Source organism: Caulobacter sp. HJHS_5 (genome assembly GCF_056683955.1).
Map to the genome: position 1 here is coordinate 59,904 of NZ_JBWZNC010000006.1, position 21,190 is coordinate 81,093.

Here is a 21,190-nt window from a genome sequence, read left to right on the forward strand (position 1 = left end):
GGAGAACGTTCTGGGAGCCGAAAGGTGATCCCATGAAGACCCGTTCGCTCCTGATCGCCGCCCTGATCGTCTTTCCCCTGGTCGCCGCCTGCGGCGCCTCCGGCCGCGCCTCGCTCGGGTCGCGCGCCGGTTTGATGGCGGGAGCCGCCGTCGCGGGGCCGCCCGGCGCCATGGCGGGATCTGCGCTCGGCGCCGGGCTCGGGGCTTTGTCGACCAAGGCCAAGCCGGTGACGGTGTTGGGCGCCGCCGCGGGCGGGGCCATCGGGCCGATGGGGGCCAGCCTCGGCGCGACGGGCGGCCAGATGGTCGACACGCACCTTGAGAAGAAGCAGCTCGAGCACGACAAGAAGGCGGCCGAGACGCGGATCGCGGCCGAAGAGGCCGCGTCGGCCACGGCGAACGCCGTTGCGGCCGATGTTTCGGCCACGGTCTCAAGTGAAGACACGAGCGGCGCCCGGCCAGAGCCGGCGCCGCTCGCCATTCCGCCGGTTCCTAACGAATAGCCGCGTCAGGCATGGCGAAGCTGAGCTTCGGGCTCTGCGGCATGCGGTCGGGCAGGGCGCCGGTGGTCGTCTGCAGGCGCAACAGCTCGGCCTTCAGTTCGTTCTGCTTGGCGGCGAACTCCGGCTTGTCGATCAGGTTGTTCATCTCGCGGCTGTCGGCCGTGAGGTTGTAGAGTTCGGCCTTCTCGGTGTCCGGCGCCGAGCCGCCGTTCGGATAGTGGATGTAGATCCAGTCGTCGGTCCGCACAGCCCGCACGTTCGGGGTGTAGGGGAACTCCTTCTCGAAATTGTACTGGTAGTAGATCGACTTGCGCCAATCCGCCGGCGGGGTCGCTCCGAACAGCGGCCTGGCGGAGTCGCCCTGCATCGGCGGCGCCCCGGCCAGGGGGGGAACGTTCGTCAGGTCGAGCAGGGTCGGAGCGAGGTCCATGTTCATGACCATCGGCTTGACCACCGTGCCCGCCTTGATCGCCGGCGGATAGCGCATCAGCATCGGGATGCGGATGCTTTCCTCCCAGGCGGTGCGCTTGTCGATCGAGGCGTGCTCGCCGAGCAGGAAGCCATTGTCGCCGGCCACGACGATGATGGTGTTGTCGAGCTCGCCCATCTCCTGCAGGGCCGCATAGATGGCGCCGACGCTGTCATCCACCGACAGGATGGTGCCGTAGTAGCCGCGGATGAAGTCGCCGAAGTCCTTCATCTCGTAGAGCGGGCCGTCGATGCCGTGCCAGGTGGCGACGCGCTTCTTCACCCAGTCCGGCGTGCCCTCGTTGATCAGGGTGTCGAGCGCCGGCTTCTCGATGTCCAGGTCGTCGAAGACGTGCTGGTACTTCTCCTCGGGGAACCACTTGCCGTGCGGCGCCTTGTGGCCGAGCTGCAGCGAGAAGGGCTTCGGCGCCCGCTTGATCCAGTCGATGGCCAGCTTGGTGACCTCGGTAGTGTAATAGCCCTTGAGCACCTTGCGCTCGCCCTTCACCTCGTCGCTGCCCGGGGCCACGCGCTCGGAGATGTTGAACTCGGTGTCGTAGTAGTCGCCCTGACCCTTGTGGCTGGCCCAGTAGTCGAACGGCTTGCGGTGCGAGTCGTCGCCCTCGCCCATGTGCCACTTGCCGATATAGGCGGTGGCGTAGCCGGCCTTCGACAGGACGGCGTGGTAGCTGGGATATTTGTCGATCGGATAGTCGGTGAAGTTGTCGACCACGTTGTGGACGTGGGGATACATGCCCGAAAGGAAGCTGGCGCGGCTCGGCGAGCACAGCGCGGTGGTGCAGAAGGCGTTTTCGAAGCGCAGGCCTTCGGCGGCGATGCGGTCGAAGTTCGGCGTCTTGATGATCTTGCTGCCCGCGCAGCTCATCGCGTCGAAGCGCAGGTCGTCACTGAGGATGAAGATGACGTTCGGCTTGCGCGCCGCCTCTCGTCGCACGCCGCAGCCGCTGAGGGCGATCGCCGCGGTCGTGGAAAGGGCGAACTGTCGACGGTTCATGGCCATGGGGCGTCTTCCTCCTAAGTCTGGCCCGGCGGGTTAGACGGGCGCTTATCAGCATTGAGCCTCGAAAGGCGTTTTACCCTACCTCCGCACCACACATCGGAAGCCGACGTGCGAGGTGGAGGTGTCGATGGGTTGCGCCCAGCGGGCGGCCGGGCGGAAACGGCGGCAGTAGCTTTCGGCGCAGAGGTGCGAGCCGCCCTTCAGAACCTTGCGGGGAATGGTCGGCGAGACGGCCGGATCGAGGCTTTCGGCGGCGCTCGCGGCCTTCAGCCCCTTGCCGCAACAGCTCGCCGCCTCGCGCTGGGCGACGTACCAGTCGTCGGTCCACTCCCAGGTGTTGCCGATCATCGCAAAGAGGCCGTAGCCGTTGGCCGGATAGCCGCGAACCGGGCCGGTGCGTTTCTCGCCCTCGGGGGCGTCGTTGCGCCAGGGGAATTCGCCGTCCCAGGTCTTGGCCATGCGCATGCCGTTCGGCATGAACTCTTCACCCCAGGCGTAGCGGGCGCCGTCGAGGCCGCCGCGAGCGGCGTATTCCCACTCGGCCTCGGTCGGCAGGCTCTTGCGGGCCCAGGCCGCGTAGGCTGCGGCGTCGGCGTGGACGACATGGACCACCGGATGGTCCTCGATGCCCTCGATGCTGGAGCCTTCGCCCAGCGGCGCCCGCCAGCAGGCGCCCCGCTCATAGGCCCACCAGTTGAACTCGCTGAGCGACACCGGCCGGTCGGCGGGGGTGAACACCACCGAGCCGGCGACAAGGTTCTCCGGCGGCGCGCCCGGATAGTCGAACGGATTGGGCGGGGTTTCGGCGAAGGTGACGTAGCCGGTCTCGGCGACGAAGCGGGCGAACTCGGCGTTGGTGACGGGGGTCTCGTCGATCCAGAAGTCGCCGACCGTCACGGGGCGGGCCGGGGCCTCGTCGGCGTACTCGTCGTCGCAACCCATCAGGAACTCGCCGCCGCGCAGCAGCTTCATGCCGGCGAAGCGACCGCCGATCTTGGCGGATTTCGAGGGAGCGGATTTCAGGGACGCGCGCACGGGGGGCATACCGTCACGCTTCCGTGCATGGATCAAGCGCGCGCATGCCCAGCGGCTTTATGGGGTTTGATGGCGATCACTCGGCCGCCTTGGTCACCGTCATCATGTAGTTGACGTCGCTGTCCGCCGAGCGGTTCCAGCGGCCGGTGATCGGGTCGTAGGCGACGCCGAACGGCCCCTCGACCTCGACCTTCTCGAAGGCCAGGAAACTGCGGATCTCGTCGGGACGGAGGAACTTCTTCCAATCATGCGTGCCGGCCGGCACCCAGCGCAGCACGTATTCGGCGCCGATCTTGGCCAGGGCCAGGGCCTTCAGGGTGCGGTTCAGGGTGGCGACGATCATCACCCCGCCGGGGGCCAGCATCCTGGCGCAGGTGCGGGCGAAGGCGGCGGGGTCGGCCACGTGCTCGATCACCTCCATGTTGAGGATCACGTCGAAGGGGCCGGCGCCTTCGGCCAGCAGGGCCTCGGCGGTGGAGGCGCGAAAGTCGATGGTCAGGCCCTGTTCGGCGGCGTGGGTCGAGGCGGTGCCGATGTTGCGCTCGGAAGCGTCGACGGCGGTGACCTCGAAGCCCAGGCGGGCCATGGGCTCGCTCAACAGGCCGCCGCCGCAGCCGATGTCGAGCAGCTTCAGACCCTGGAAGGGCTGCGCCTGGGCGCCGTCGCGGTCGAAACGCGCCAGGCAGGTCTCGCGAATGAAGGTCAGGCGCACGGGGTTGAACACGTGCAGGGGGGCGAACTTGCCCTTCGGATCCCACCATTCGGCGGCGATGCGGGAGAAACGTTCGACTTCCGCCGGATCGATGGATGATTGTTGGGACGATTGCGACATTGCCGTTCCGAAAATCCGTCGCTAGAAGGCGGCCTCTTGTCGGGGGCGTGGCGGATCGCCGGCCGTTCGGCAAGAAGAATCGAAGCGTTTTAGGGCGGCGACACGGTCCATGTCTCGGTTGGTGATGAAGTTCGGCGGCACCTCGGTGGCCGACCTGGAGCGCATCCGCCGCGTCGGCCGGCTGGTCGCGGCCGAAGTGCGGTCGGGCAAGCAGGTGGCCGTCGTCGTCTCGGCGATGAGCGGCAAGACCAACGAGCTGGTGGCCTGGACCGATCAGGCCGGTCGCGCGGCCCCCGGCCTGCCGGAGTCGGACGACGAATACGACATGGTCGTCGCCTCGGGCGAACAGGTCACCGCCGGCCTGCTGGCCATGGTCCTGCGCAACATGGGCGTCGCCGCGCGCGGCTGGGCCGGCTGGCAACTGCCGATCGTCACCGACGAGGCGCACGGCCGCGCCCGCATCGAGGACATCCCGCCCGAGAAGCTCTCCGCTTCGATGGACAGGGGCGAGGTGGCGGTGATCGCCGGCTTCCAGGGCGTGACGCCGGACGGCCGCATCACCACGCTCGGCCGCGGCGGCTCGGACACCAGCGCGGTGGCCATCGCCGCCGCCGTCGGCGCGTCCTGCGACATCTACACGGACGTCGACGGCGTCTACACCACCGACCCGCGCATCGAGAGCAAGGCCAAGCGCCTGGCCAAGGTCTCCTACGAGGAGATGCTCGAGATGGCCTCGCTGGGCGCCAAGGTGCTGCAGACGCGGTCGGTCGAACTGGCCATGGCCCAGCGCGTGCCCCTGCGCGTGCTGTCGAGCTTTACGGAGCCCGGCGAAGCGGGCGAGGACACCGGCACCATCGTCTGCGACGAGGAAGAGATCATGGAAAAGCGCATTGTCAGCGGCGTCGCCTACAGCCGGGACGAAGCCAAGGTCAGCCTGCTGGGCCTGCCGGATCATCCGGGCGTGTCGTCGGCCATCTTCGGCCGCCTGGCCGACGCCAACGTCAATGTCGACATGATCGTGCAGTCGCGTTCGCGCGACGGCGGCCTGGCCAACATGGAATTCACCGTCGGCAAGCGTGACGCCGGCCGCGCGGTCGAGATCGTCAACGCCGCCAAGGCCGAGATCGGCTTCGAGGAGGTGGCGGTCAACGAGGACGTCGCCAAGGTCTCGGTGATCGGGGTCGGCATGCGCAGCCATGCCGGCGTCGCGCAGTCGATGTTCAAGGCGCTGGCCGACAAGGGCGTCAACATCCAGGTGATCTCGACCTCCGAGATCAAGATCAGCGTGCTGATCGACAGCGCCTACACCGAACTCGCCGTGCGCGCCCTGCACGCCGCCTACGGGCTCGATCAGCTCTAATCGGAACTGGGGCGGTTTCGGTCGGTTTTATCGGCCGAACCGGAGACGCCTCAGATGATCCCCCAAGCATTCCGCATCGCGGCGCTGGCGTCGGCCGGCGCCCTCGCGCTCGCGGCTTGCGGCGAAACCGCCAAGCTGCCGCCCGAGGCCGGCATCGGCCCCAATCCGCAGTTGCCGGCGCCGGTGAAGACCCTGCTGCCGACCATGAAGGTGTTTGAGGCGGTCGGTTGGCCGGCGGGCGCGACGCCGACGCCCGCGCCGGGCCTGAAGGTCGCGGCCTTCGCCAGCGGCCTGGAGCACCCGCGCTGGCTGCTGGTGCTGCCCAACGGCGATGTGCTGGCGGCCGAGACCAATTCGCCCCCCAAGCCGGACGACAACAAGGGTCTGAAGGCCAAGATCCAGGGGCTTGTGATGGCCAAGGTCGGGGCAGGCGTGAAGAGCCCCAACCGCATCAGCCTGCTGCGCGACGCCGACGGCGACGGCGTGGCCGAGATGAAGACCACCTTCCTGGCCGGTCTGAACTCGCCGTTCGGCATGGCCCTGGTGGGCGACACCCTCTACATCGCCGATACCGACGCGATCCTGAAGGTCCAGTACCAGGCCGGGCAGACCCAGATCACCGCGACGCCGGTGAAGGTGACCGACCTGCCGGCCGGGACACGCAACCACCACTGGACCAAGAACGTGATCGCCAGCCCCGACGGGGCGCGGCTCTACGCCACCGTCGGCTCCAACTCGAACGTCGCCGAGAACGGTCTCCCTGCCGAAGAGGGACGGGCGGCGATCTGGGAGATCGATCCCGCGACGGGCCAGAAGCGCATCTTCGCCACCGGCCTGCGCAACCCCAACGGCATGGGTTGGATGGACGGCCAGCTGTTCACCGTCGTCAACGAGCGCGACGAACTCGGCTCGGACCTTGTCCCCGACTACCTGACCAGCGTGAAGCCCGGCGCGCACTACGGCTGGCCGTGGAGCTACTATGGCCAGCATGTCGACACGCGCGTGAAGCCGGAGAACCCGGCCATGGTCGCCAAGGCCATTGCGCCGGACTACGCGCTCGGAACCCACACCGCCTCGCTGGGCCTGACCTTCAACACCGGCAACGGCCTGCCGGGCTACGAGGACGGGGCCTTCGTCGGCCAGCACGGCTCCTGGAACCGAAATCCGCCGTTCGGCTACAAGGTGATCTATTTGCCGTTCGTGGCCGGCAAGCCTTCAGGCGCGCCGCGCGACGTGCTCACCGGCTTCCTGGCCGACGGCAAGGCGCGCGGCCGGCCGGTCGGCGTGGCGATCGACGCCAAGGGCGCGCTGCTGGTGGCCGACGACGTGGGCAACACGGTGTGGCGGGTGACGCCGCGTTAGGCTAGCTGGTCCTTGCGGTATTCAAGACGCCGATAGCTTCGGGAGGCAGTCGCCAACCCGCCATTTCGACGTTTAGGGCAAAACGAAGGTCTTCAAGGGAAAGGGCGGTAGCATCACGTGGAAGGTAGCCGTGCCTTTCCATGAGATAGAACCGCAAAGCATCGAATCCGTCGATGTCATCGTATCCCTCGCGCTCGGCAACATAATCGCCGAAAGCTTCAAGTGTGAAGTTCAGGTCGGCATTCGCCAAGTGAAGACGGTAGCGAACCTCGTGCATTTCGGCAGTGGCCATGGGCGGTTCTCCTTTGCCCTGATCCTCCGACGATTCTTCTTTAGGTGGAGGGATGTTTTGATGCCCTCTGGGCTGGCATTAAAAGTTGTCGATCACCAGACCCCGATCTTCTCCGCCTCTTCGTGGCTGATCGGATGGTGGGCCTTTTCGTGGTCCTTCTCGGCCAGGAAGCGCATGGCTTCCAGGGCCGCCATGCAGCCCATGCCGGCGGCGGTGACGGCCTGGCGGTAGACGTCGTCGGTGACGTCGCCAGCGGCGTAGACGCCTTCGATGGCGGTGGCCGTCTTGCCGGGCTGGACCTTCAGATAGCCCGAGGCGTCCATTTCCAGCTGGCCCTTGAACAGGTCGGACGAGGGAGCGTGGCCGATGGCGATGAACACGCCGTCGACCGCCAGTTCGCGGGTCTCGCCGCTGACCATGTCCTTCAGCTTCACGCCGGTGACGCCCATGGGGTCGGTGTCGCCGACCACCTGCTCGATGGCGGCGTTCCAGATCACCTCGACCTTCGGGTGGCTGAACAGGCGCTCCTGCAGGATTTTCTCGGCCCGCAGTTCGTCGCGGCGGTGGATCAGGGTCACCTTCTCGGCGAAGTTGGTCAGGTAGAGGGCTTCCTCGACGGCCGTGTTGCCGCCGCCGACCACGGCCACCTGGCGGCCGCGATAGAAGAAGCCGTCGCAGGTGGCGCAGGCCGAGACGCCAAAGCCCTGGAACTTCTGCTCGCTCTCCAGGCCCAGCCATTTGGCCTGGGCGCCGGTGGCGATGATCAGGGTCTCGGCCAGCCAGACGTCGCCGCTGTCGCAGACCAGGCGGAACGGGCGCTGCGAGAGGTCGGCCGAGACGACGGTGTCCTCGACGAATTCGGTGCCGACGTGGGCGGCCTGGGCGCGCATCTGCTCCATCAGCCAGGGGCCCTGGATGACGTCGGCGAAGCCCGGGTAGTTTTCCACGTCGGTGGTGATGGTCAGCTGGCCGCCGGGCTGCAGGCCGGCGATCATCACCGGCTGCAGCAGCGCGCGGGCGGCGTAGATGGCGGCGGTGTAGCCGGCGGGGCCCGATCCGACGATCAGGCAACGAACGGTGCGGGGCTCTTTGGCGGGGCTCGACATGGGCGCAGATATAGGGCCGATTCCAGGCCATGGCATCAGAGCGTGGCCCATGAAGAAATCTGTCCGCGTCCTCATCGGAGCTGCAATCGGCGCGGCCTTGGCCAATCGCCGCGGGGACTAGCGAGCACGCGTTGAGTCGAATTCTTTTCATTTGCGACGCTGGGGCCGCCATCGGCGGCGGCCACGTCATGCGCTGCCTCACCCTGGCCGGGGCGCTGACGGCGCGTGGGGCTGAGGTCGCCTTCCTGGCCACCCCCGATGCCGCGCCGGTGCTCGACGCCTTCGCGCCGCCGGAGGTCGGCCGCGCGGCGCCGGGGCAGGGCGGCTTCGACGCCGTGGTGGTCGACCACTATCGCCTGTCGCTGGCCGAGGAGGCGGCGTTCGGGGCGCTCGGCGGCAGGCTGGTGACGCTGGAGGATCTCGGTCGGCCGCATCCGGACGCGGCCTTGGTGATCGATCCGGGGGCTCTGGACGGGCCGGGGTATCAACTGGTGCGGCCGGAGTTCGGGGTTCTGCGGCCGGCGGCCCTGGCGCGGCGGGGTGGCGAGGCCAGGCGGGCGCTGGTCTCGCTCGGCCTGACCGATGTCGGCGGACTCACCGGGCGGGCGGTCGCGGCCCTGCTGCCGGTCGCCGAGGGCGTCGTGCTCGAGGTGGTGGTCGGGGCGTCGGCGCCCAGCCTCCTGGCGCTGAGCGCCTTGGCCGACGAGGGGCGCATCGTGCTGCACGTGCAGACCGACGCCATGGGCGAGCTGATCACCGAGGCCGACATCGGCGTCGGCGCCGGCGGTTCGAGCCTGTGGGAGCGGGCCTGCCTCGGCCTGCCCAGCGTCAGCCTGATCCTGGCCGACAACCAGCGCGACCTGACCATGAAGCTGGATGAGCGCGGCGCGACCCTGGCGCTCGATGCGCGCTGGCCCGGGTTCGAGACGCGGCTAGCGGCGGCGTTCGGCAGACTAGGGCGGGACGCGGCGTTGCGGACGCGACTGTCGCAGACATCCGCGGCGCTGTGCGACGGACAGGGAGCCGGGCGGGCGGCGGAGCGGATTCTCCGCGCGATCTAACCTCTCGCGCTCCATTTACATCGCTTCCCTCGGCCTCGTGCCGAGGGCCTCTGCGTCAGCTAGGCTTGCGCCTTGGAGCGCTGCCCAGGCTTTTCCGCCGCTTTGATCGGCCCGAACGAGGGGCCCTCGGCACAAGGCCGAGGGAAGCGGAGTGTTAGAGTTCGAATCCCATCCCGCTGAGCCGTTCGGTCATCGCCGGCCGTGCGGCGGCCCAGGTCTCGGCGGTCAGCTCCAGGCCGATGGCGTCAACGGCCTTGCCTTGCTTCACCGCGCGGCCGACCAGCCGAGTCGTCTCCGTGAACCCAAACCGTTTGTGCAGCTTGATGACCGCCGGATTGGTCTCCAGCACCTCGCAGGCCAGGCGCGCCAGGCCGAGGCCGCCGAACGCCTGCTCGATCACCCGGAACTCGGCCATGACGCCGACGCCGCGCCCGCGCTGGGTGGGATCGGCGATGTAGTAGGCCCAGTTCGCGCGGCGCTTGGCGGGGTCGATGTCGTAGAGGTTGGCGAGGCCGATCCCCTGGCCGTCGGCTTCGATGATCCAGTATCGACGCGTCGGATCTGCCATGGCGGCGGCGAACCAGCGGGCGTGCTCGTCCGGCGCGATGACGTGATCGGTGTACATGAAGGCTCGCACATCCGGCGAATTGCGCCAGGCCAGCAGGCGCTCGCTGTCGGCCGCGACGACGGGCGCCAGGGTCACGCTCGCCGTCAAACCCGGCGCTCCCCGCCGAGCATCGCCAGATCCTCTCGGCCGCGCACCAAGGCGCGCACGGCCTCGGAGCTGAAGCCCGGGTTGGCCTGATAAAGGGCGTCGTAGACGGCGCCGACGAAGACGTAGTCGTCCGGCCGGTCCACCGTCCAGCGCACCTCGCCCTCCTGGGCGGCCTGGCTGAGGAAGGCCTGCGTCCAGCGGTCCGGCCCGCGATGCAGGTCCCAGGTGACGTGCTGGCGCGCCTCTTCGCTCGGGTCGGCCGCGGCCTCGCGCAGGGCCTTGGCGGTCATCACCTCGACATCGAGGCCCTTGGGAAAGGTGCGGTGCGGCGGGGTGTTGGAGCCGTAGTCGGCGCCGGCGGCGATGACGTGATCGATGGTCGCGTCGATCACCGTCGGGTCGGTCAGCGGGCAATCGGCGGTGAGGCGCACGAGGTGTTCGGCCGGATAGGCGTCCAGCGCCGCGACGAAGCGGGCCTGCACGTCGTCGAGCGGGCCGCGGAAGACGGCGAGACCGGCGTCGCTGAGGGTGGTTTCGAGAACGTCGTCCGTGGGGTCGACGCTGGTGGCGACCACCAGACGGTCAATGCGCTGGGCCCGCGCGATCCGCTCGACCTGCCGCAGCACCATGGGCGCCCCCGCGAGCGGCAGCATCACCTTGCCCGGCAGGCGCGTGGAGGTCATGCGCGCTTGCAGCACCGCGAGGATCATTGACCGAAACCTCCAGCTTAAAAAAACACCCGCTTCCCTCGGCCTTGTGCCGAGGACCCCTGCCAAAGGGTGAGCAAAGCTTGGGGAAGGGCGCGCGCCCTCAAGCCAAGGCGCCGAGAAGCGGACGGAGGGGCCCTCGGCACAAGGCCGAGGGAAGCGGTGAATTTGAGTGGCGGCGAATTCAAATCAGGCTCGCGTAGAGATCGTCCCAGTGCGGGTTTTCCCGCTCGATGAGGTTGATCTTCCATTGGCGCGGGTAGCGCTTCAGTGAACGCTCGCGCTGATAGGCTTGAGCTATTTCGTCCTGCATTTCATACCAGACGAGCCGCTTGAGCCCGTGCCGCTTGGTGAAGCCGGGGAGCGCGCCTTCGCGATGCTCATAGATGCGGCGAGACATGTAGCCGCTCATTCCGATGTAGAGCGTGCCGCGCGGCTTATCGGTCATGATATAGACGCCGATCTGCCGCTCCTCTCTCACCGCCCCCGCTCCGCATCCATCCGCCGCAGCACCTCGCCGGCCAGCCGATCGGTTTCCAGCAGCGGCTCGTAGCTCCAGCGATGAAACGCCCCGCCGAAAGGCCTCGCGGCCCCGTGGCGTTCGAGTTCCTCGTGGAACAGACGGAATTTCAGGCTGTGGCCCTGCATCTTCAGGATGAAGACCGGCTTGCCGGTGGCCGCCGCCTCCGTGGCCATGTTGGCGCTGTCCTCGGTGACCAGCACATAGTCGGCGGCCGCGAGGTAGGCGAAGTAGGGGTTGGGGCCCTGGCCATCCCAGATGACGCCGGGCAGGCCGCGCAGGCGGGCGGTGAGCAGGGCCTTGGCGTCCTCCGGCGTGCGGCGCGAGAAGGTGACCATCAGCGACCCGCCCTCGGCCTCCAGCGCCAGCTGCAGGTCGTTGGCGATGGCGGCGGCCCGCTCAGGCGGCAGGTCGAAGCCGCGCGAGGCTCCGCCGATCAGCACCGCCACGCGCGGGCGGGGCAGGGGATCGAGCAAGTCGGCGAAGGCCGGATACTCCGCCTCCAGCCGCGCGGGCGTCACCCGGTGCGGGGCGCCGGTGATCGGGAAGACGTTGTCGCCGGTCAGGCGGTCGTGCTTCGGGGGGGCCACGAGGTCGAACATGTGGGCCGGCACGCGCGGGTCCTGCGTCTGCACCACGAAGGTCTTGCCGCCGGACCAGGACTTCACGCGGATCGACAGGGGCAGGGTGGCGCGCCCGGCGGCGACCCACAGATCGGGCCACGGCGCCTCGATGCCGCTGCTCGGCTCGAGGCCGCGGCGGGGGAACAGGTGCGCCCACCAGGGCAGGCGGCCGAGCCAGCCCTTCCAGGCCACGTGCTTGCGAACGATGGTCGCCGGTCGCTGGCGCGCCACCGCCTCGGCGACGCCGAGCGCCTGGGCCTCGATGCCGGCGCGGCCGTCCGACACCGCCCAGATGACGAGAGGCTGGGCGCTCACGGGGCCGAGGCGGGCGGCTTGGGCAGGAAGGCGAGGGTATAGGCGGACTTGTAGTCCATTGTCTTCGGATAGACGCCCTGGGCCGAGGCGACATCGAAGAACGCCTTCCAGCGGGCGTCGGTCATCGCCCCGACGCCTTGGATCTTGGCGTCGCCGCCCTCGACGATCTCGTACTGGCGCAGTTTTTCGCGGGCCTGGTCGAGCAGGTCCTGCGTCATTTCCGGATTGTCCTTCAGGATCAGGGCGTCGCCCGGCCTGGCGTCGCCATGCAGGTAGCTGACCCAGCCGACGGCGGTCGCCTCGTTGAAGGCGCGGACGGCGTCCGGATGTTCGGCGATCAACTTGTCCGAAGCCATGACCATGGTGGCGTAGCCGGGATAGCCCTCGTCGGCGAGCAGGAAGGCGGCGGGCTTGAAGCCGGCCGTCTTTTCGATCGTGTAGGGCTCGCTGGTGACGTAGCCCTGCTGGATCACGCTCTTGTCGGCGATGAACGGCGCGGGGTTGAAGGTGTATTTGCGCACCTGGCCGTCGGTGAAGCCGTATTTCGCCTTCAGCCAGACCCAGAAGGCGGTGACCGAGGCGTCCGACAGCAGGATCGGGCGGCCCTTCATGTCGGCGATGGAGTTCACGCCCTCGCCGGGGTGGGCCATCAGCACCTGCGGGTCCTTCTGCATGAAGGCGGCGACCACCTTCACCGGCGCCTTCTCGGCCGCCAGGTTCATGGCGATGAAGCTGTTGGAGCCCATGCCCATCTCGACCGCGCCGGCGGCCAGAAGTTGCGGCACGTTCACGCCCGGGCCGCCCTGGATAAGGGTGACCTTCAGGCCGCGCTTCTCGTATTCGCCGGTGGCGAGGGCCTGATAGAAGCCGCCCTGCTCGGCCTGGGCCCGCCAGTCGGTGGCGAAACGGATGGGCGTGGCGCCGCTGTCAGCCGCCTGCTCGGAGGCCTTGGGCGAGCAGGCCGCGACCAAGGCCGCGAGCGCCGCGGCGATCAGGATTTTGCCGATTCTCATGGGAGGCCCTCCGCGCGCGGAGGGTAGGCGCGGCGACGCGTCATTCCAAGCCAAGTGACGCCGTTGGCGAGAGCACGGAACGGCGTTCTTTCTGCGCCGTTTGCCTTGCCAGGGACAAAACTGGGAGACTTCTCATGGTGAAGACAGTTGAACGCGTGACGGAATCCGAGACCGCCCCCCACACCACGGTCATCGAACGCGACGGCGGTGGCGGCGCCGGCGTGGGCGGCGCGCTGATCGCTCTCGTCCTGCTGGTCGCGGTGGCGGTCGGCGGCTACTTCCTGTGGAGCAACAGCCAGAACGACAACCTGCGCACCCGCGCGGTGGCCGACGCGGCGGGCAGCGTCGGTGAGGCCGCCGGCAGCGTGGCGGGGGCGGCCAATCGCGCCGCCGACAATGTGGCGCCGCCGAGCGCTCCGGCCCCGGCGCCCGCGCCGAGCAACCAATAGCCGGAAACGAGAAAGGGGCGAGGCTTCCGGTCGCCCGGCGGCCTCGCCCCTCACCCGAGTTCTCCGGCCGGGGCCTTCGAAACTCGTCGGAGCTTCACGACCGAAGTCGCGACGATCCGTTTTGAGCCCTCCAGCCGAAGCCTTCGAAACTCTGCCGAGCCTCGGGTCCGTGCGCTTCGCGGGGTCTCCCTCGCGTCCGCTTGTCGGTCCCTGCCGTTGCTCGGCGGCGCACTTGAAGGGGTGAACCTTCGGTAGCGGCGCCGGCTTGGCCCTCGTTCGCTTGCTTTCCCGGGTTTCCCTGGTGGGCCGCGCCGCGATGTCCTCTCGACGGGTTGAGGATGTTCCGGGCCCGGATTTTCGACAATGGCCCGGCCGCGAACGCCGGTGGACGCAGCAGCGAAAAAGCTGTGCAAAGGCGGTGGAGGGCGCCGCGAGTCGTTCAGCGATTTCAGTGGTTTGCTGGTTTGCTAACAGGGTTCTGCGAAGCGGCCCGTCAAGGCTCCAGCGCGGGTCTTCTAGCCCGGACCGCCGAGGTTTTCACGTTTTTCTTCGAGCTCCAGCCACTCTTCCTCGGCCGCCGCCAGGTCGGCGCGGGCCTTGTCGGCCGCCTTCATGATGCGGTCGAAGCCGGCGGGGTCGCGGCTGTAGAGGTCGGGGTCGGCCAGCTTGGCGTCGTGGGCGGCGATCACGCCCGGCAGATCGGCGACCAGCCTTTCCAGTTCCTCCAGCCGCCGCTGATCCTTGTAGGAGAGCTTGGTGGCGGCCTTCCGGGGCGCCTCGACCGGCTTGGGCGTGGCCTTGGCGGGCGGCGTCGCGTGGCGGAAGTCGAAGAAGCCGGGATTCTGGTCGAGGAAGTCGTTCCAGCCGCCAGGGGTCTCGACGGCGCGGCCGCGACCGTCGAGGGCGATGGTCGAGGTAGCCAGCTTGTCGATGAAGTCGCGGTCGTGGCTGACCAGCAGCAGGGCGCCGTCATAGTCGGCCAGCAGATCCTCAAGCAGCTCCAGGGTGTCCATGTCGAGGTCGTTGGTCGGCTCGTCGAGCACCAGCAGGTTGGCGGGCTGGGCGAGGGCGCGCGACAGCAGCAGGCGATTGCGCTCGCCGCCCGAGAGGCTGGCGACAGGCTGGCGAAGCTGGTTTTCGCGGAACAGGAAATCCTTGGCGTAGGCGGCGACGTGCTTGGGGCGCCCGCGCACCATGATCTGGTCGCCGCCCTCGGGGGCCAGGGTCTCCCAAAGGGTCTGGCCCTCGCTGAGCGCGGCCCGCGCCTGATCGAGGTAGACCATGTCGAGATTGGTCCCGAGTTTCACCGAGCCGGAGTCGGGCGCGATCTCCCCGAGCAGCATCTTGATCAGGGTGGTCTTGCCGGCGCCGTTGGCGCCGACGATGGCGACCCGGTCGCCGCGCAGGATGCGGGTCGAAAAGTCTTTCAGCAGCACCTTCTCGCCGTAGGCCTTCGACAGCCCCTTGGCCTCGATCACCCGCTTGCCCGACGCGCCCGAGCCCTCAAGGCCCATGGAGAGTTCGCCGCGTTGGAGCGACATCATCTCCTTCTTCTGCGCGCGCAGGGCCAACAGGTTGCGTCGGCGGCCCTCGTTGCGCGCGCGGCGGGCGGTGACGCCGCGGTGCAGCCAGTGGGTCTCGCGCTCCAGCATCTTGTCGAGCTTGCGGGCCTCCTCCGCCTGGGCCGCCTCGATGCGCTCGGACCAGTCGTCGAACTCGGCGAAACCCTTGTCGAGCCGCCAGACGCGGCGGTTGTCGAGCCAGAAGCAGCGCTGGGTGACGCGTTCGAGGAAGGCGCGGTCGTGGCTGACCACCAGCACGGCGGCGCGGCTGGCCGCGACCATCTCTTCCAGCGTCTGGATGGCGAAGATGTCGAGGTGGTTGGTCGGCTCGTCCAGCAGCAGGACGTCCGGCTCCTCGGCGAAGGCCCGGGCCAGCGCCGCGCGGCGGGTTTCACCGCCGGAAAGCCCCTGCGTCCCGCGTTTCGGATCGAGCCCGAGGTCGGTCAGCGCGGCCTCGGCCTGGTAGCCGGGGGCGCCGCCGGCGACGGCGTAGTCGAGCAGCGTCTCGCCTTCGATGATCGGTTCCTGCGCGACCAGCGTCACCCGCGCGCCGGGCGTCACCGAGCGTTCGCCGCCGTCGGCCTCGATCAGGCCGGCCAGCATGCGCAAGAGGGTGGTCTTGCCCGCGCCGTTGCGACCCACCAGGCAGGCGCGGGTGCGCGGCTCCAGCGCCAGGTCGACGCCGTCGAACAACATGCGCTCGCCATCCGCGAGGCGGACGGATTTCAGGGCCAGGACGGGGGGACGCATGAACTCGATCAGGGCTTTCGGGCGGGCGCGGCGCCCTCAGTAGGGAAGGTCCGCGGACGGCGGCACATAGTCCGGCGCCCCGCCCGGCGCAATCGGCGCGTCGCTGCGCGCCTCGGCGGCGGCGCGGGCGAACTCGGCGGCGAGGCTGTCATAGAAGCCGTTGCGCGGGTCCGCTTGGTTGGCGGGCAGCACGTCGGGGGTCAGGAACGGGAAGTCGCGCGGCGGCAGGCCCTCGTGGGCCACGATCATGAACCGCCGCCAGATGCTCGCCGGCAGGTCGCCGCCCACCACCTTGTTCATCGGCTTGTCGTCGTCGTTGCCGACCCAGACGCCGCCGACGAAGTCCGGGGTAAAGCCCACGAACCAGGCGTCGCGCCAGTTCTGGCTGGTGCCGGTCTTGCCCGCCGCCGGGCGACCGAAGCTCGCGCGCTGGGCGGTGCCGTACTGCACGACCTTCTTCATCATCTTCACCATCATGCTGGCGTGCTCGACGCCATAGACCGCGTCGGGCGCCGGCGGCGTCCAGGCGAACAGCGGCTGGCCCCCGACGGTGGCGATCGCCTCGATCACATGCGGCGGCGTGCGTTCGCCGCCCTGCTGGAAGACCTGAAACGCGGAGGTCATGTCGAGGAGGGTCACCTCATAGGCGCCCAGCGCCACCGAGAGGTCGATCTGCGGCGGCAGGGTGGTGATGCCGAAGCGGCGGGCGAGGCTGCTGACAGCGCCGACCCCGGCCTCCTGCGCCAGGCGCACGGCGACGGTGTTGATCGAGTTGATCAAGGCGCTTTCGACGGTGATCGGGCCGCGATAGCCGCCGCCGTAGTTCTGCGGCCGCCAGGCGCCGAAGCGGATCGGCGCGTCCTGGCGGATGTCGGTGGGCAGAACGCCGTGGTCGATGGCGGCGGCGTAGACGAACGGCTTGAAAGTGGAGCCCGGCTGCCGGCGCGCCTGGACCGCGCGGTTGAACACGCTCTCGCTGTAGTCGCGTCCGCCGACCATCGCCCGGACGCCGCCGTCCTCCGACAGGGCGACCAGGGCCGCCTGGCCGGCGCCGGCCTTGGCCCCGTCGCCGGCCATGACCTCGCGCACGATCTTCGCCGCCTCGGCCTGCAGGTGCGAATCGACCGTCAAGCGCACGATGAGGTCCGGCGAATTGGGCCCGGCGATGCGGATCGCCTCGCTGGTGGCGTAGTCGAGCAGGTAGCCATAGACGCCTTCGTTCTGCCGGGCGCTCGGCGAGAGGCGGGGCGTTTCAGCCAGGGCCCGCCGGTATTGCGCCTCGTCGATCCAACGCTCCTTGCGCATGCGCGCCAGCACCAGCTTCTGACGGGCCAGGGCGGCGGACATGCCGCGCGTCAGGGCCAGGCGCGAGGGCGCCTTGGGCAGGGCGGCTAGCAGAGCCGCTTCCGCCACGGTCAGCTGCGAGGCCGGCTTGTCGAAATAGGTGCGGGCCGCGCCGTCGATGCCGAAGGTGTTGGCTCCGAAGAAGATGCGGTTGAGGTAGAGCTCCAGCACCTCGTCCTTGCTGAGGATCCGCTCCAGTCGCGCGGCCATCAGCATTTCCTGCAGCTTGCGCTCGACGGTCTGGTCCGGCGTGAGGAACAGGCCCTTGGCCAACTGCTGCGACAGGGTGGAGCCGCCCTGCACCACCTGGCCCGCCCGCCAATTGACCCAGGCCGAGCGGATGATGCCGTAGGGATCGATGGGGCCGTGCTGATAGAAGCGGCGGTCCTCGGCGGCGAGGAAGGCCTGGGCGACGTGGGGCGGCAGGTCCTTGAGCGTGACGCGCTCGCCGTAGCGCGGGCCGCGCGTGGCGATCAGTTGGCCGGTCGCATCCTGGAAGCGGATGCCGGGCGCGCGGTTGACGGCGAACAGGGCCTCGCGGTCGGGCAGGGCGGGGGTGTCGCGCAGATAGCGATGCCAGACCCAGGCGCCGCCGGCCGCCAGGGCGATCAGACCGACGACGGCGACGACGCCGAGAATTCGGCTCCAGCGGGCGACCGCCCGCGCGCGGGCGTGGGCCACGTCGGCGCGGAACGTCTCGGTCGGCGGGCGACGGCCGAAGGCCGGAGACGGCGCGTTCTGACGATCCTTGTCGCTCAATGAGGTCCCCGCGCGAGCACGACGCATGGCGGCCCGCTCCGCCTTGGTCTAGAGAAGCGCGAATGCCGCACAAGCCTTTTTGGGAGGTCAAAGCCCTCCACCAGATGACCGTGCGGGAGTGGGAGAGCCTCTGCGACGGATGCGGGCTCTGCTGCCTGATCCGTTTCGAGGACGAGGTCAGCGGCGAAATCATCCCAACCCGCGTGCACTGCAAGCTGTTCGACAGCGCCGCCTGCCGATGCTCGGACTACGCCAACCGCCGCAAGCACGTGCCTGACTGCATCAAGCTGACGCCCTACAATATCGAGGGGCTGCAATGGATGCCGTCGTCCTGCGCCTATCGCCGGCTGCATGAGGGCAAGCCCCTGCCGCAGTGGCATCCGCTGATCACCGGCGATCCGGAAAGCGTGCACCGCGCGGGCGTCTCGGTGCGCAACCAGACCATCTCCGAGGCGGCGCTGGAGGATGAGGACGACGCTCTCGACTTCACCGCCTGGGACCTGGCGCGCGACAAGAGCGACGCCGATCCGGACGGTGAGGAAGGCTGAGCCCGGCCCTTGCGGTTGCGCCCGGCGTCGAACGGCCTAATTGATCGGCTTTGACCTTCGCGGAGACCTGAGACCCTTGGCCGGTGACCCCTATTCCGAGCTCGGCGTGAAGCGCGGCGCGAGCGCGGACGAGATCCGCAAGGCGTTCCGCAAGCTCGCGAAGCAGTTCCATCCCGACACCAACCCCGGCGACAAGGCGGCTGAGGAGCGGTTCAAGCGCGTCAGCGCCGCCTTCGACATCCTCGGCGACGAGGAGAAGCGCAAGAAGTTCGACCGCGGCGAGATCGACGCCGACGGGCGCGAACAGTTCACCGGCCATCCGTTCGGCGGCGGCCATCCGTTCGGCGGGGCGCAGCGCGGTCCCGGCGACTTCGGCGGCGGCTTCGCGGGCGGGGGCGGCGGCGACTTTTCCGACATCCTCAGCGAGATTCTCGGCCGCAACGGCGGACGCGGCGGCATGGGCGGCGGCGGCCCCTTCAATCCGCGCGGCCAGGACCTGCGCGCCAAGCTGGAGATCGATCTCGAGGAGGCGATCAAGGGCGGCAAGAAGCGGCTGGCCTTTTCCGACGGCCGCACCCTCGACGTGACCATTCCCTCCGGCGTCAGCGAGGGCCAGACGCTGCGAATGAAGGGGCAGGGCTCCCCCGGACGCGGCGGCGCGGGCGACGCCCTGATCGAACTGACCATCAAGCCGCACCCGGTGTTCCGCCGCGAGGGCGACGGCCTGGTCATGGATCTGCCGGTCAGCGTCCCCGACGCGGTGCTGGGCGGCAAGGTGGCCGCGCCGACGCCCGAGGGGAACGTGATGGTCACCATCCCCAAGGGCTCGAACAGCGGCTCGCAACTGCGTCTGAAGGGGCGCGGCCTGGCGGACGCCAAGGGCAAGCGCGGCGACCTCGTGGCCCGTCTGGTCGTCACCCTGCCGGACGCGACCGACAGCGAACTGGAGAAGTTCGCCGAGCAGTGGCGCGCCAAGCGGCCGTACGCCCCAAGAAGAAAATGATCCCTCTCCCTTGATGGGAGAGGGGCAGGGGTGAGGGTGATTTCCACGTCTCAGCCTACCCGGCCGAGGCCGCAGTCACCCCCATCCCTGACCCTTCCCCCATCGAGGGGGAAGGGAAACTAGTGTGCGCTGTTGATCGCCTCGAACACCTGATCGTAGCGGCCTTCGCGGGCGGCCTCGCTGAAGAAGCGGGTGCGCTGGACGAAGATGTCGTCGGTGTTTCCGGCTTCGAGCACGCCCATCACCTCTTCGATGTAATCCGCCAACGGCATGCTGTTGGGGTTCTCGGCGTGGCCGGGCATCAGGTCGGTGGCCACGGCGGGCGGGGCGAGTTCCAGCACCTCCACCGAGGTGTCCTGCAACTGACGGCGCAGCGACTGGGTGTAGGAGCGGATGAAGGCCTTGCTGGCGCTGTAGGTCGGGGTCGCGACCAGGGGCACATAGGCCAGGCCCGAGGTGACGGTGACGACGCTCGCCTTCGCTTGCGCGCGAAGATGGGGCAACAGGGCCGCGGTCAGGCGGATCGGCCCGAGGATGTTGGTGCTCACCGTGGCCTCGGCGACGGCGAGGTCGACCGGATCGGCCGTCAGGTCTTCCGCGATCATGACGCCGGCGTTGTTGATCAGCACGTTCAGCGCCGGCCAGGCGACGACGATGCGCTCGGCGAAGGCGCGGATGGCGTCGGCGTCGGTGACGTCCAGCAGCTCATGGGCCATGCCGGGATGGGCGGCGACGGTGGCCTCCAGCGCCTCGCGGCGGCGGCCAGTGATGATCACCTGATTGCCCTTGGCGTGCAGGGCGGACGCCAGGGCCTGGCCGATGCCCGAGCCGCCGCCGGTGATCAGGATGGTGTTTCCGGTGATCTGCATGGTGCGTCCCTTTCGAACTTTTCGCCTGTGATCGGCGCGGGACATCGATATAAAGGGTCACTTACCGATGGAAAGTAGGCACCGAAACGTTCGGTACTTACCTCATGGAGAGTGACGTGCCGTCGCCCCAGCACAAGACCCCCTCCGTCCACGACCTGCCGGTCGACCCGCGCGTCGAGGCGCTGGTCAACGAGGTCATCGGCCGCGTCGCCGACAAGTGGACGATGATCCTGATCGAGGTGCTGATCGAGCACGGCGAGCTGCGGTTCACGCGCCTGGGCGAGCTGGCCGGCGGGATCAGCCAGAAGATGCTGACCCAGACCCTGCGGCAGATGGAGCGCGACGGCCTGTTGGTGCGCACGGTGCATCCGGTGATTCCGCCGCGCGTGGAGTATCGCCTCACCGAGCTTGGCCTCAGCCTCGGGGAAGCCTTCTGCGGCGTCTGGCTGTGGGCGGAAAAGAACCTGCGGGCCATCGAAGACGCACGTATCGCATTCGACATACGGACGAAGGCTTGAGGGTCTAGGCTTCGAGGCGGCCCGGCAGGTGACAGCCTCGCTTCGTCTGGCCATAACCGTCCTGTTCAGCCGCTATTCAGCCCGCGACTCCTAGATATCGCAGCATGTTCCGTAACCTGGCTTTCATCGCCGCCCTGCTGTGCACCGCCGCCCCCGTGGTGGTGGACGCTCAGGTGCGCCTGCCGCCCGGCGCCTTCGAGGTGGCTCAAGGCCGTGGGCGCGGCCCCGACGGCAATGGACCGCCGGGCCAACGCGGCGGTCCGGCGCGCGGCCAGGTGATCGGCACCGAGCGCGCCGTGGCCATTGCTCGCGGCCGGGCCGGCGGCGGCCAGGTGCTCGACGCGGGTCTCTCCGGCGCGAACTACCGGGTGCGCATCCGCACCCAGGACGGCCGGGTGATCGACTTCATTATCGATGCCCAGAGCGGCGCGATCCTCGCCATGGATGGAGGCTGA

Annotated in this window: 22 protein-coding genes; 9 read left to right on the forward strand and 13 right to left on the reverse strand. The window is 68.9% G+C overall.

Features of this window, described 5'->3' with window-relative positions; genetic code table 11:
• The first annotated feature begins 32 nt into the window (after nt 1-32).
• Nucleotides 33-503, forward strand: a complete 471-nt coding sequence (locus ACFLIT_RS12560; protein ID WP_479911586.1) for a hypothetical protein — start codon at nt 33-35, stop codon at nt 501-503.
• Here ACFLIT_RS12560 and ACFLIT_RS12565 read toward each other — a convergent pair.
• The 3 genes from ACFLIT_RS12565 to ubiG form a co-directional block, all read right to left on the reverse strand.
• Nucleotides 493-1,992 carry a sulfatase family protein gene (locus ACFLIT_RS12565; RefSeq protein ID WP_479911587.1) on the reverse strand — a complete coding sequence of 500 codons (1,500 nt, stop codon included), beginning with the start codon at nt 1,990-1,992 and terminating at the stop codon, nt 493-495. The two genes, ACFLIT_RS12560 and ACFLIT_RS12565, sit on opposite strands and share 11 nt — an antisense overlap.
• Before the next feature lie 78 nt (nt 1,993-2,070).
• Nucleotides 2,071-3,036 carry a formylglycine-generating enzyme family protein gene (locus tag ACFLIT_RS12570; protein ID WP_479911588.1) on the reverse strand — a complete coding sequence of 322 codons (966 nt, stop codon included), beginning with the start codon at nt 3,034-3,036 and terminating at the stop codon, nt 2,071-2,073.
• Between the two features lie 67 nt (nt 3,037-3,103).
• The gene (gene ubiG, locus ACFLIT_RS12575; RefSeq protein WP_479911589.1) at nt 3,104-3,859 is read right to left on the reverse strand and encodes a bifunctional 2-polyprenyl-6-hydroxyphenol methylase/3-demethylubiquinol 3-O-methyltransferase UbiG; all 756 of its coding nucleotides are present in this window, start codon (nt 3,857-3,859) and stop codon (nt 3,104-3,106) included.
• A 109-nt stretch (nt 3,860-3,968) separates the two neighbouring features.
• Between ubiG and ACFLIT_RS12580 the strand changes: the two genes are divergently transcribed.
• Entirely contained in the window at nt 3,969-5,219 is a 1,251-nt protein-coding gene (locus ACFLIT_RS12580; protein WP_479911590.1) for an aspartate kinase, read from the forward strand.
• A 54-nt stretch (nt 5,220-5,273) separates the two neighbouring features.
• Nucleotides 5,274-6,581, forward strand: a complete 1,308-nt coding sequence (locus ACFLIT_RS12585; RefSeq protein WP_479911591.1) for a PQQ-dependent sugar dehydrogenase — start codon at nt 5,274-5,276, stop codon at nt 6,579-6,581.
• 1 nt (nt 6,582) lies between these two features.
• Here the strand turns inward: ACFLIT_RS12585 and ACFLIT_RS12590 are convergent, their stop codons facing one another.
• Both ACFLIT_RS12590 and trxB read right to left on the reverse strand, forming a co-directional pair.
• The gene (locus ACFLIT_RS12590; RefSeq protein WP_479911592.1) at nt 6,583-6,873 is read right to left on the reverse strand and encodes a hypothetical protein; all 291 of its coding nucleotides are present in this window, start codon (nt 6,871-6,873) and stop codon (nt 6,583-6,585) included.
• Nucleotides 6,874-6,965: 92 nt separating this feature from the next.
• Nucleotides 6,966-7,979, reverse strand: a complete 1,014-nt coding sequence (trxB, locus tag ACFLIT_RS12595; RefSeq protein WP_479911593.1) for a thioredoxin-disulfide reductase — start codon at nt 7,977-7,979, stop codon at nt 6,966-6,968.
• Nucleotides 7,980-8,110: 131 nt separating this feature from the next.
• Here trxB and pseG point away from each other — a divergent pair, with 131 nt between their 5' ends.
• Nucleotides 8,111-9,040, forward strand: a complete 930-nt coding sequence (pseG, locus tag ACFLIT_RS12600) for a UDP-2,4-diacetamido-2,4,6-trideoxy-beta-L-altropyranose hydrolase (RefSeq protein ID WP_479911594.1) — start codon at nt 8,111-8,113, stop codon at nt 9,038-9,040.
• 154 nt (nt 9,041-9,194) lie between these two features.
• On the opposite strand, the gene pseH is transcribed toward pseG, so the two are convergent.
• From pseH to ACFLIT_RS12625, 5 genes are all read right to left on the reverse strand, one after another.
• Nucleotides 9,195-9,755: a UDP-4-amino-4,6-dideoxy-N-acetyl-beta-L-altrosamine N-acetyltransferase gene (gene pseH / locus ACFLIT_RS12605; protein WP_479911595.1), complete on the reverse strand. Its 561-nt coding sequence runs from the start codon at nt 9,753-9,755 to the stop codon at nt 9,195-9,197.
• On the reverse strand, nt 9,752-10,465 hold the full coding sequence (locus ACFLIT_RS12610) for a cytidylyltransferase domain-containing protein (protein WP_479911596.1): 714 nt from the start codon (nt 10,463-10,465) through the stop codon (nt 9,752-9,754). The genes pseH and ACFLIT_RS12610 overlap by 4 nt, the downstream gene beginning before the upstream one ends.
• Before the next feature lie 181 nt (nt 10,466-10,646).
• Entirely contained in the window at nt 10,647-10,943 is a 297-nt protein-coding gene (locus tag ACFLIT_RS12615) for a GIY-YIG nuclease family protein (RefSeq protein ID WP_479911597.1), read from the reverse strand.
• On the reverse strand, nt 10,940-11,920 hold the full coding sequence (locus ACFLIT_RS12620; protein WP_479911598.1) for a mitochondrial fission ELM1 family protein: 981 nt from the start codon (nt 11,918-11,920) through the stop codon (nt 10,940-10,942). Before ACFLIT_RS12620 ends, ACFLIT_RS12615 begins: the two co-directional genes overlap by 4 nt.
• Nucleotides 11,917-12,933, reverse strand: coding sequence for an ABC transporter substrate-binding protein (locus ACFLIT_RS12625; protein ID WP_479911599.1), 1,017 nt, complete (start codon nt 12,931-12,933; stop codon nt 11,917-11,919). Before ACFLIT_RS12625 ends, ACFLIT_RS12620 begins: the two co-directional genes overlap by 4 nt.
• Before the next feature lie 134 nt (nt 12,934-13,067).
• On the opposite strand from ACFLIT_RS12625, the gene ACFLIT_RS12630 reads away from it, so the two are divergent.
• Nucleotides 13,068-13,382 carry a hypothetical protein gene (locus ACFLIT_RS12630; RefSeq protein ID WP_479911600.1) on the forward strand — a complete coding sequence of 105 codons (315 nt, stop codon included), beginning with the start codon at nt 13,068-13,070 and terminating at the stop codon, nt 13,380-13,382.
• Nucleotides 13,383-13,897: 515 nt separating this feature from the next.
• On the opposite strand, the gene ACFLIT_RS12635 is transcribed toward ACFLIT_RS12630, so the two are convergent.
• Both ACFLIT_RS12635 and pbpC read right to left on the reverse strand, forming a co-directional pair.
• A complete protein-coding gene (locus tag ACFLIT_RS12635) occupies nt 13,898-15,694 on the reverse strand; it encodes an ABC-F family ATP-binding cassette domain-containing protein (protein WP_479911601.1) in 1,797 nt (598 codons plus the stop codon).
• Nucleotides 15,695-15,730: 36 nt separating this feature from the next.
• Nucleotides 15,731-17,824: a multimodular transpeptidase-transglycosylase PbpC gene (pbpC, locus tag ACFLIT_RS12640; RefSeq protein WP_479911602.1), complete on the reverse strand. Its 2,094-nt coding sequence runs from the start codon at nt 17,822-17,824 to the stop codon at nt 15,731-15,733.
• Between the two features lie 35 nt (nt 17,825-17,859).
• Here pbpC and ACFLIT_RS12645 point away from each other — a divergent pair, with 35 nt between their 5' ends.
• Both ACFLIT_RS12645 and ACFLIT_RS12650 read left to right on the forward strand, forming a co-directional pair.
• Nucleotides 17,860-18,345 (forward strand): YcgN family cysteine cluster protein, encoded by a 486-nt coding sequence (locus tag ACFLIT_RS12645; RefSeq protein WP_479911603.1) that lies wholly within the window; start codon nt 17,860-17,862, stop codon nt 18,343-18,345.
• Between the two features lie 76 nt (nt 18,346-18,421).
• Entirely contained in the window at nt 18,422-19,348 is a 927-nt protein-coding gene (locus tag ACFLIT_RS12650; RefSeq protein ID WP_479911604.1) for a DnaJ C-terminal domain-containing protein, read from the forward strand.
• 119 nt (nt 19,349-19,467) lie between these two features.
• On the opposite strand, the gene ACFLIT_RS12655 is transcribed toward ACFLIT_RS12650, so the two are convergent.
• Nucleotides 19,468-20,217: an SDR family oxidoreductase gene (locus ACFLIT_RS12655; RefSeq protein WP_479911605.1), complete on the reverse strand. Its 750-nt coding sequence runs from the start codon at nt 20,215-20,217 to the stop codon at nt 19,468-19,470.
• A gap of 116 nt (nt 20,218-20,333) precedes the next feature.
• On the opposite strand from ACFLIT_RS12655, the gene ACFLIT_RS12660 reads away from it, so the two are divergent.
• Nucleotides 20,334-20,735 carry a winged helix-turn-helix transcriptional regulator gene (locus tag ACFLIT_RS12660; RefSeq protein ID WP_479911606.1) on the forward strand — a complete coding sequence of 134 codons (402 nt, stop codon included), beginning with the start codon at nt 20,334-20,336 and terminating at the stop codon, nt 20,733-20,735.
• A 104-nt stretch (nt 20,736-20,839) separates the two neighbouring features.
• Nucleotides 20,840-21,190, forward strand: a complete 351-nt coding sequence (locus ACFLIT_RS12665) for a PepSY domain-containing protein (RefSeq protein WP_479911607.1) — start codon at nt 20,840-20,842, stop codon at nt 21,188-21,190.

What these genes read in the sequence shown, in the direction of transcription:
- ACFLIT_RS12585 (WP_479911591.1), top strand. Translation starts at nt 5,274, where the DNA reads ATGATCCCCCAAGCATTCCGCATCGCGGCGCTGGCGTCGGCCGGCGCC.
- pbpC (WP_479911602.1), bottom strand. Translation starts at nt 17,824, where the DNA reads ATGCGTCGTGCTCGCGCGGGGACCTCATTGAGCGACAAGGATCGTCAG.
- ACFLIT_RS12580 (WP_479911590.1), top strand. Translation starts at nt 3,969, where the DNA reads ATGTCTCGGTTGGTGATGAAGTTCGGCGGCACCTCGGTGGCCGACCTG.
- ACFLIT_RS12665 (WP_479911607.1), top strand. Translation starts at nt 20,840, where the DNA reads ATGTTCCGTAACCTGGCTTTCATCGCCGCCCTGCTGTGCACCGCCGCC.
- ACFLIT_RS12630 (WP_479911600.1), top strand. Translation starts at nt 13,068, where the DNA reads ATGGTGAAGACAGTTGAACGCGTGACGGAATCCGAGACCGCCCCCCAC.
- ACFLIT_RS12625 (WP_479911599.1), bottom strand. Translation starts at nt 12,933, where the DNA reads ATGAGAATCGGCAAAATCCTGATCGCCGCGGCGCTCGCGGCCTTGGTC.
- ACFLIT_RS12655 (WP_479911605.1), bottom strand. Translation starts at nt 20,217, where the DNA reads ATGCAGATCACCGGAAACACCATCCTGATCACCGGCGGCGGCTCGGGC.
- ACFLIT_RS12570 (WP_479911588.1), bottom strand. Translation starts at nt 3,036, where the DNA reads ATGCCCCCCGTGCGCGCGTCCCTGAAATCCGCTCCCTCGAAATCCGCC.
- ACFLIT_RS12610 (WP_479911596.1), bottom strand. Translation starts at nt 10,465, where the DNA reads ATGATCCTCGCGGTGCTGCAAGCGCGCATGACCTCCACGCGCCTGCCG.
- ubiG (WP_479911589.1), bottom strand. Translation starts at nt 3,859, where the DNA reads ATGTCGCAATCGTCCCAACAATCATCCATCGATCCGGCGGAAGTCGAA.
- ACFLIT_RS12635 (WP_479911601.1), bottom strand. Translation starts at nt 15,694, where the DNA reads ATGCGTCCCCCCGTCCTGGCCCTGAAATCCGTCCGCCTCGCGGATGGC.
- ACFLIT_RS12560 (WP_479911586.1), top strand. Translation starts at nt 33, where the DNA reads ATGAAGACCCGTTCGCTCCTGATCGCCGCCCTGATCGTCTTTCCCCTG.
- ACFLIT_RS12565 (WP_479911587.1), bottom strand. Translation starts at nt 1,992, where the DNA reads ATGGCCATGAACCGTCGACAGTTCGCCCTTTCCACGACCGCGGCGATC.
- trxB (WP_479911593.1), bottom strand. Translation starts at nt 7,979, where the DNA reads ATGTCGAGCCCCGCCAAAGAGCCCCGCACCGTTCGTTGCCTGATCGTC.
- ACFLIT_RS12590 (WP_479911592.1), bottom strand. Translation starts at nt 6,873, where the DNA reads ATGGCCACTGCCGAAATGCACGAGGTTCGCTACCGTCTTCACTTGGCG.
- ACFLIT_RS12645 (WP_479911603.1), top strand. Translation starts at nt 17,860, where the DNA reads ATGCCGCACAAGCCTTTTTGGGAGGTCAAAGCCCTCCACCAGATGACC.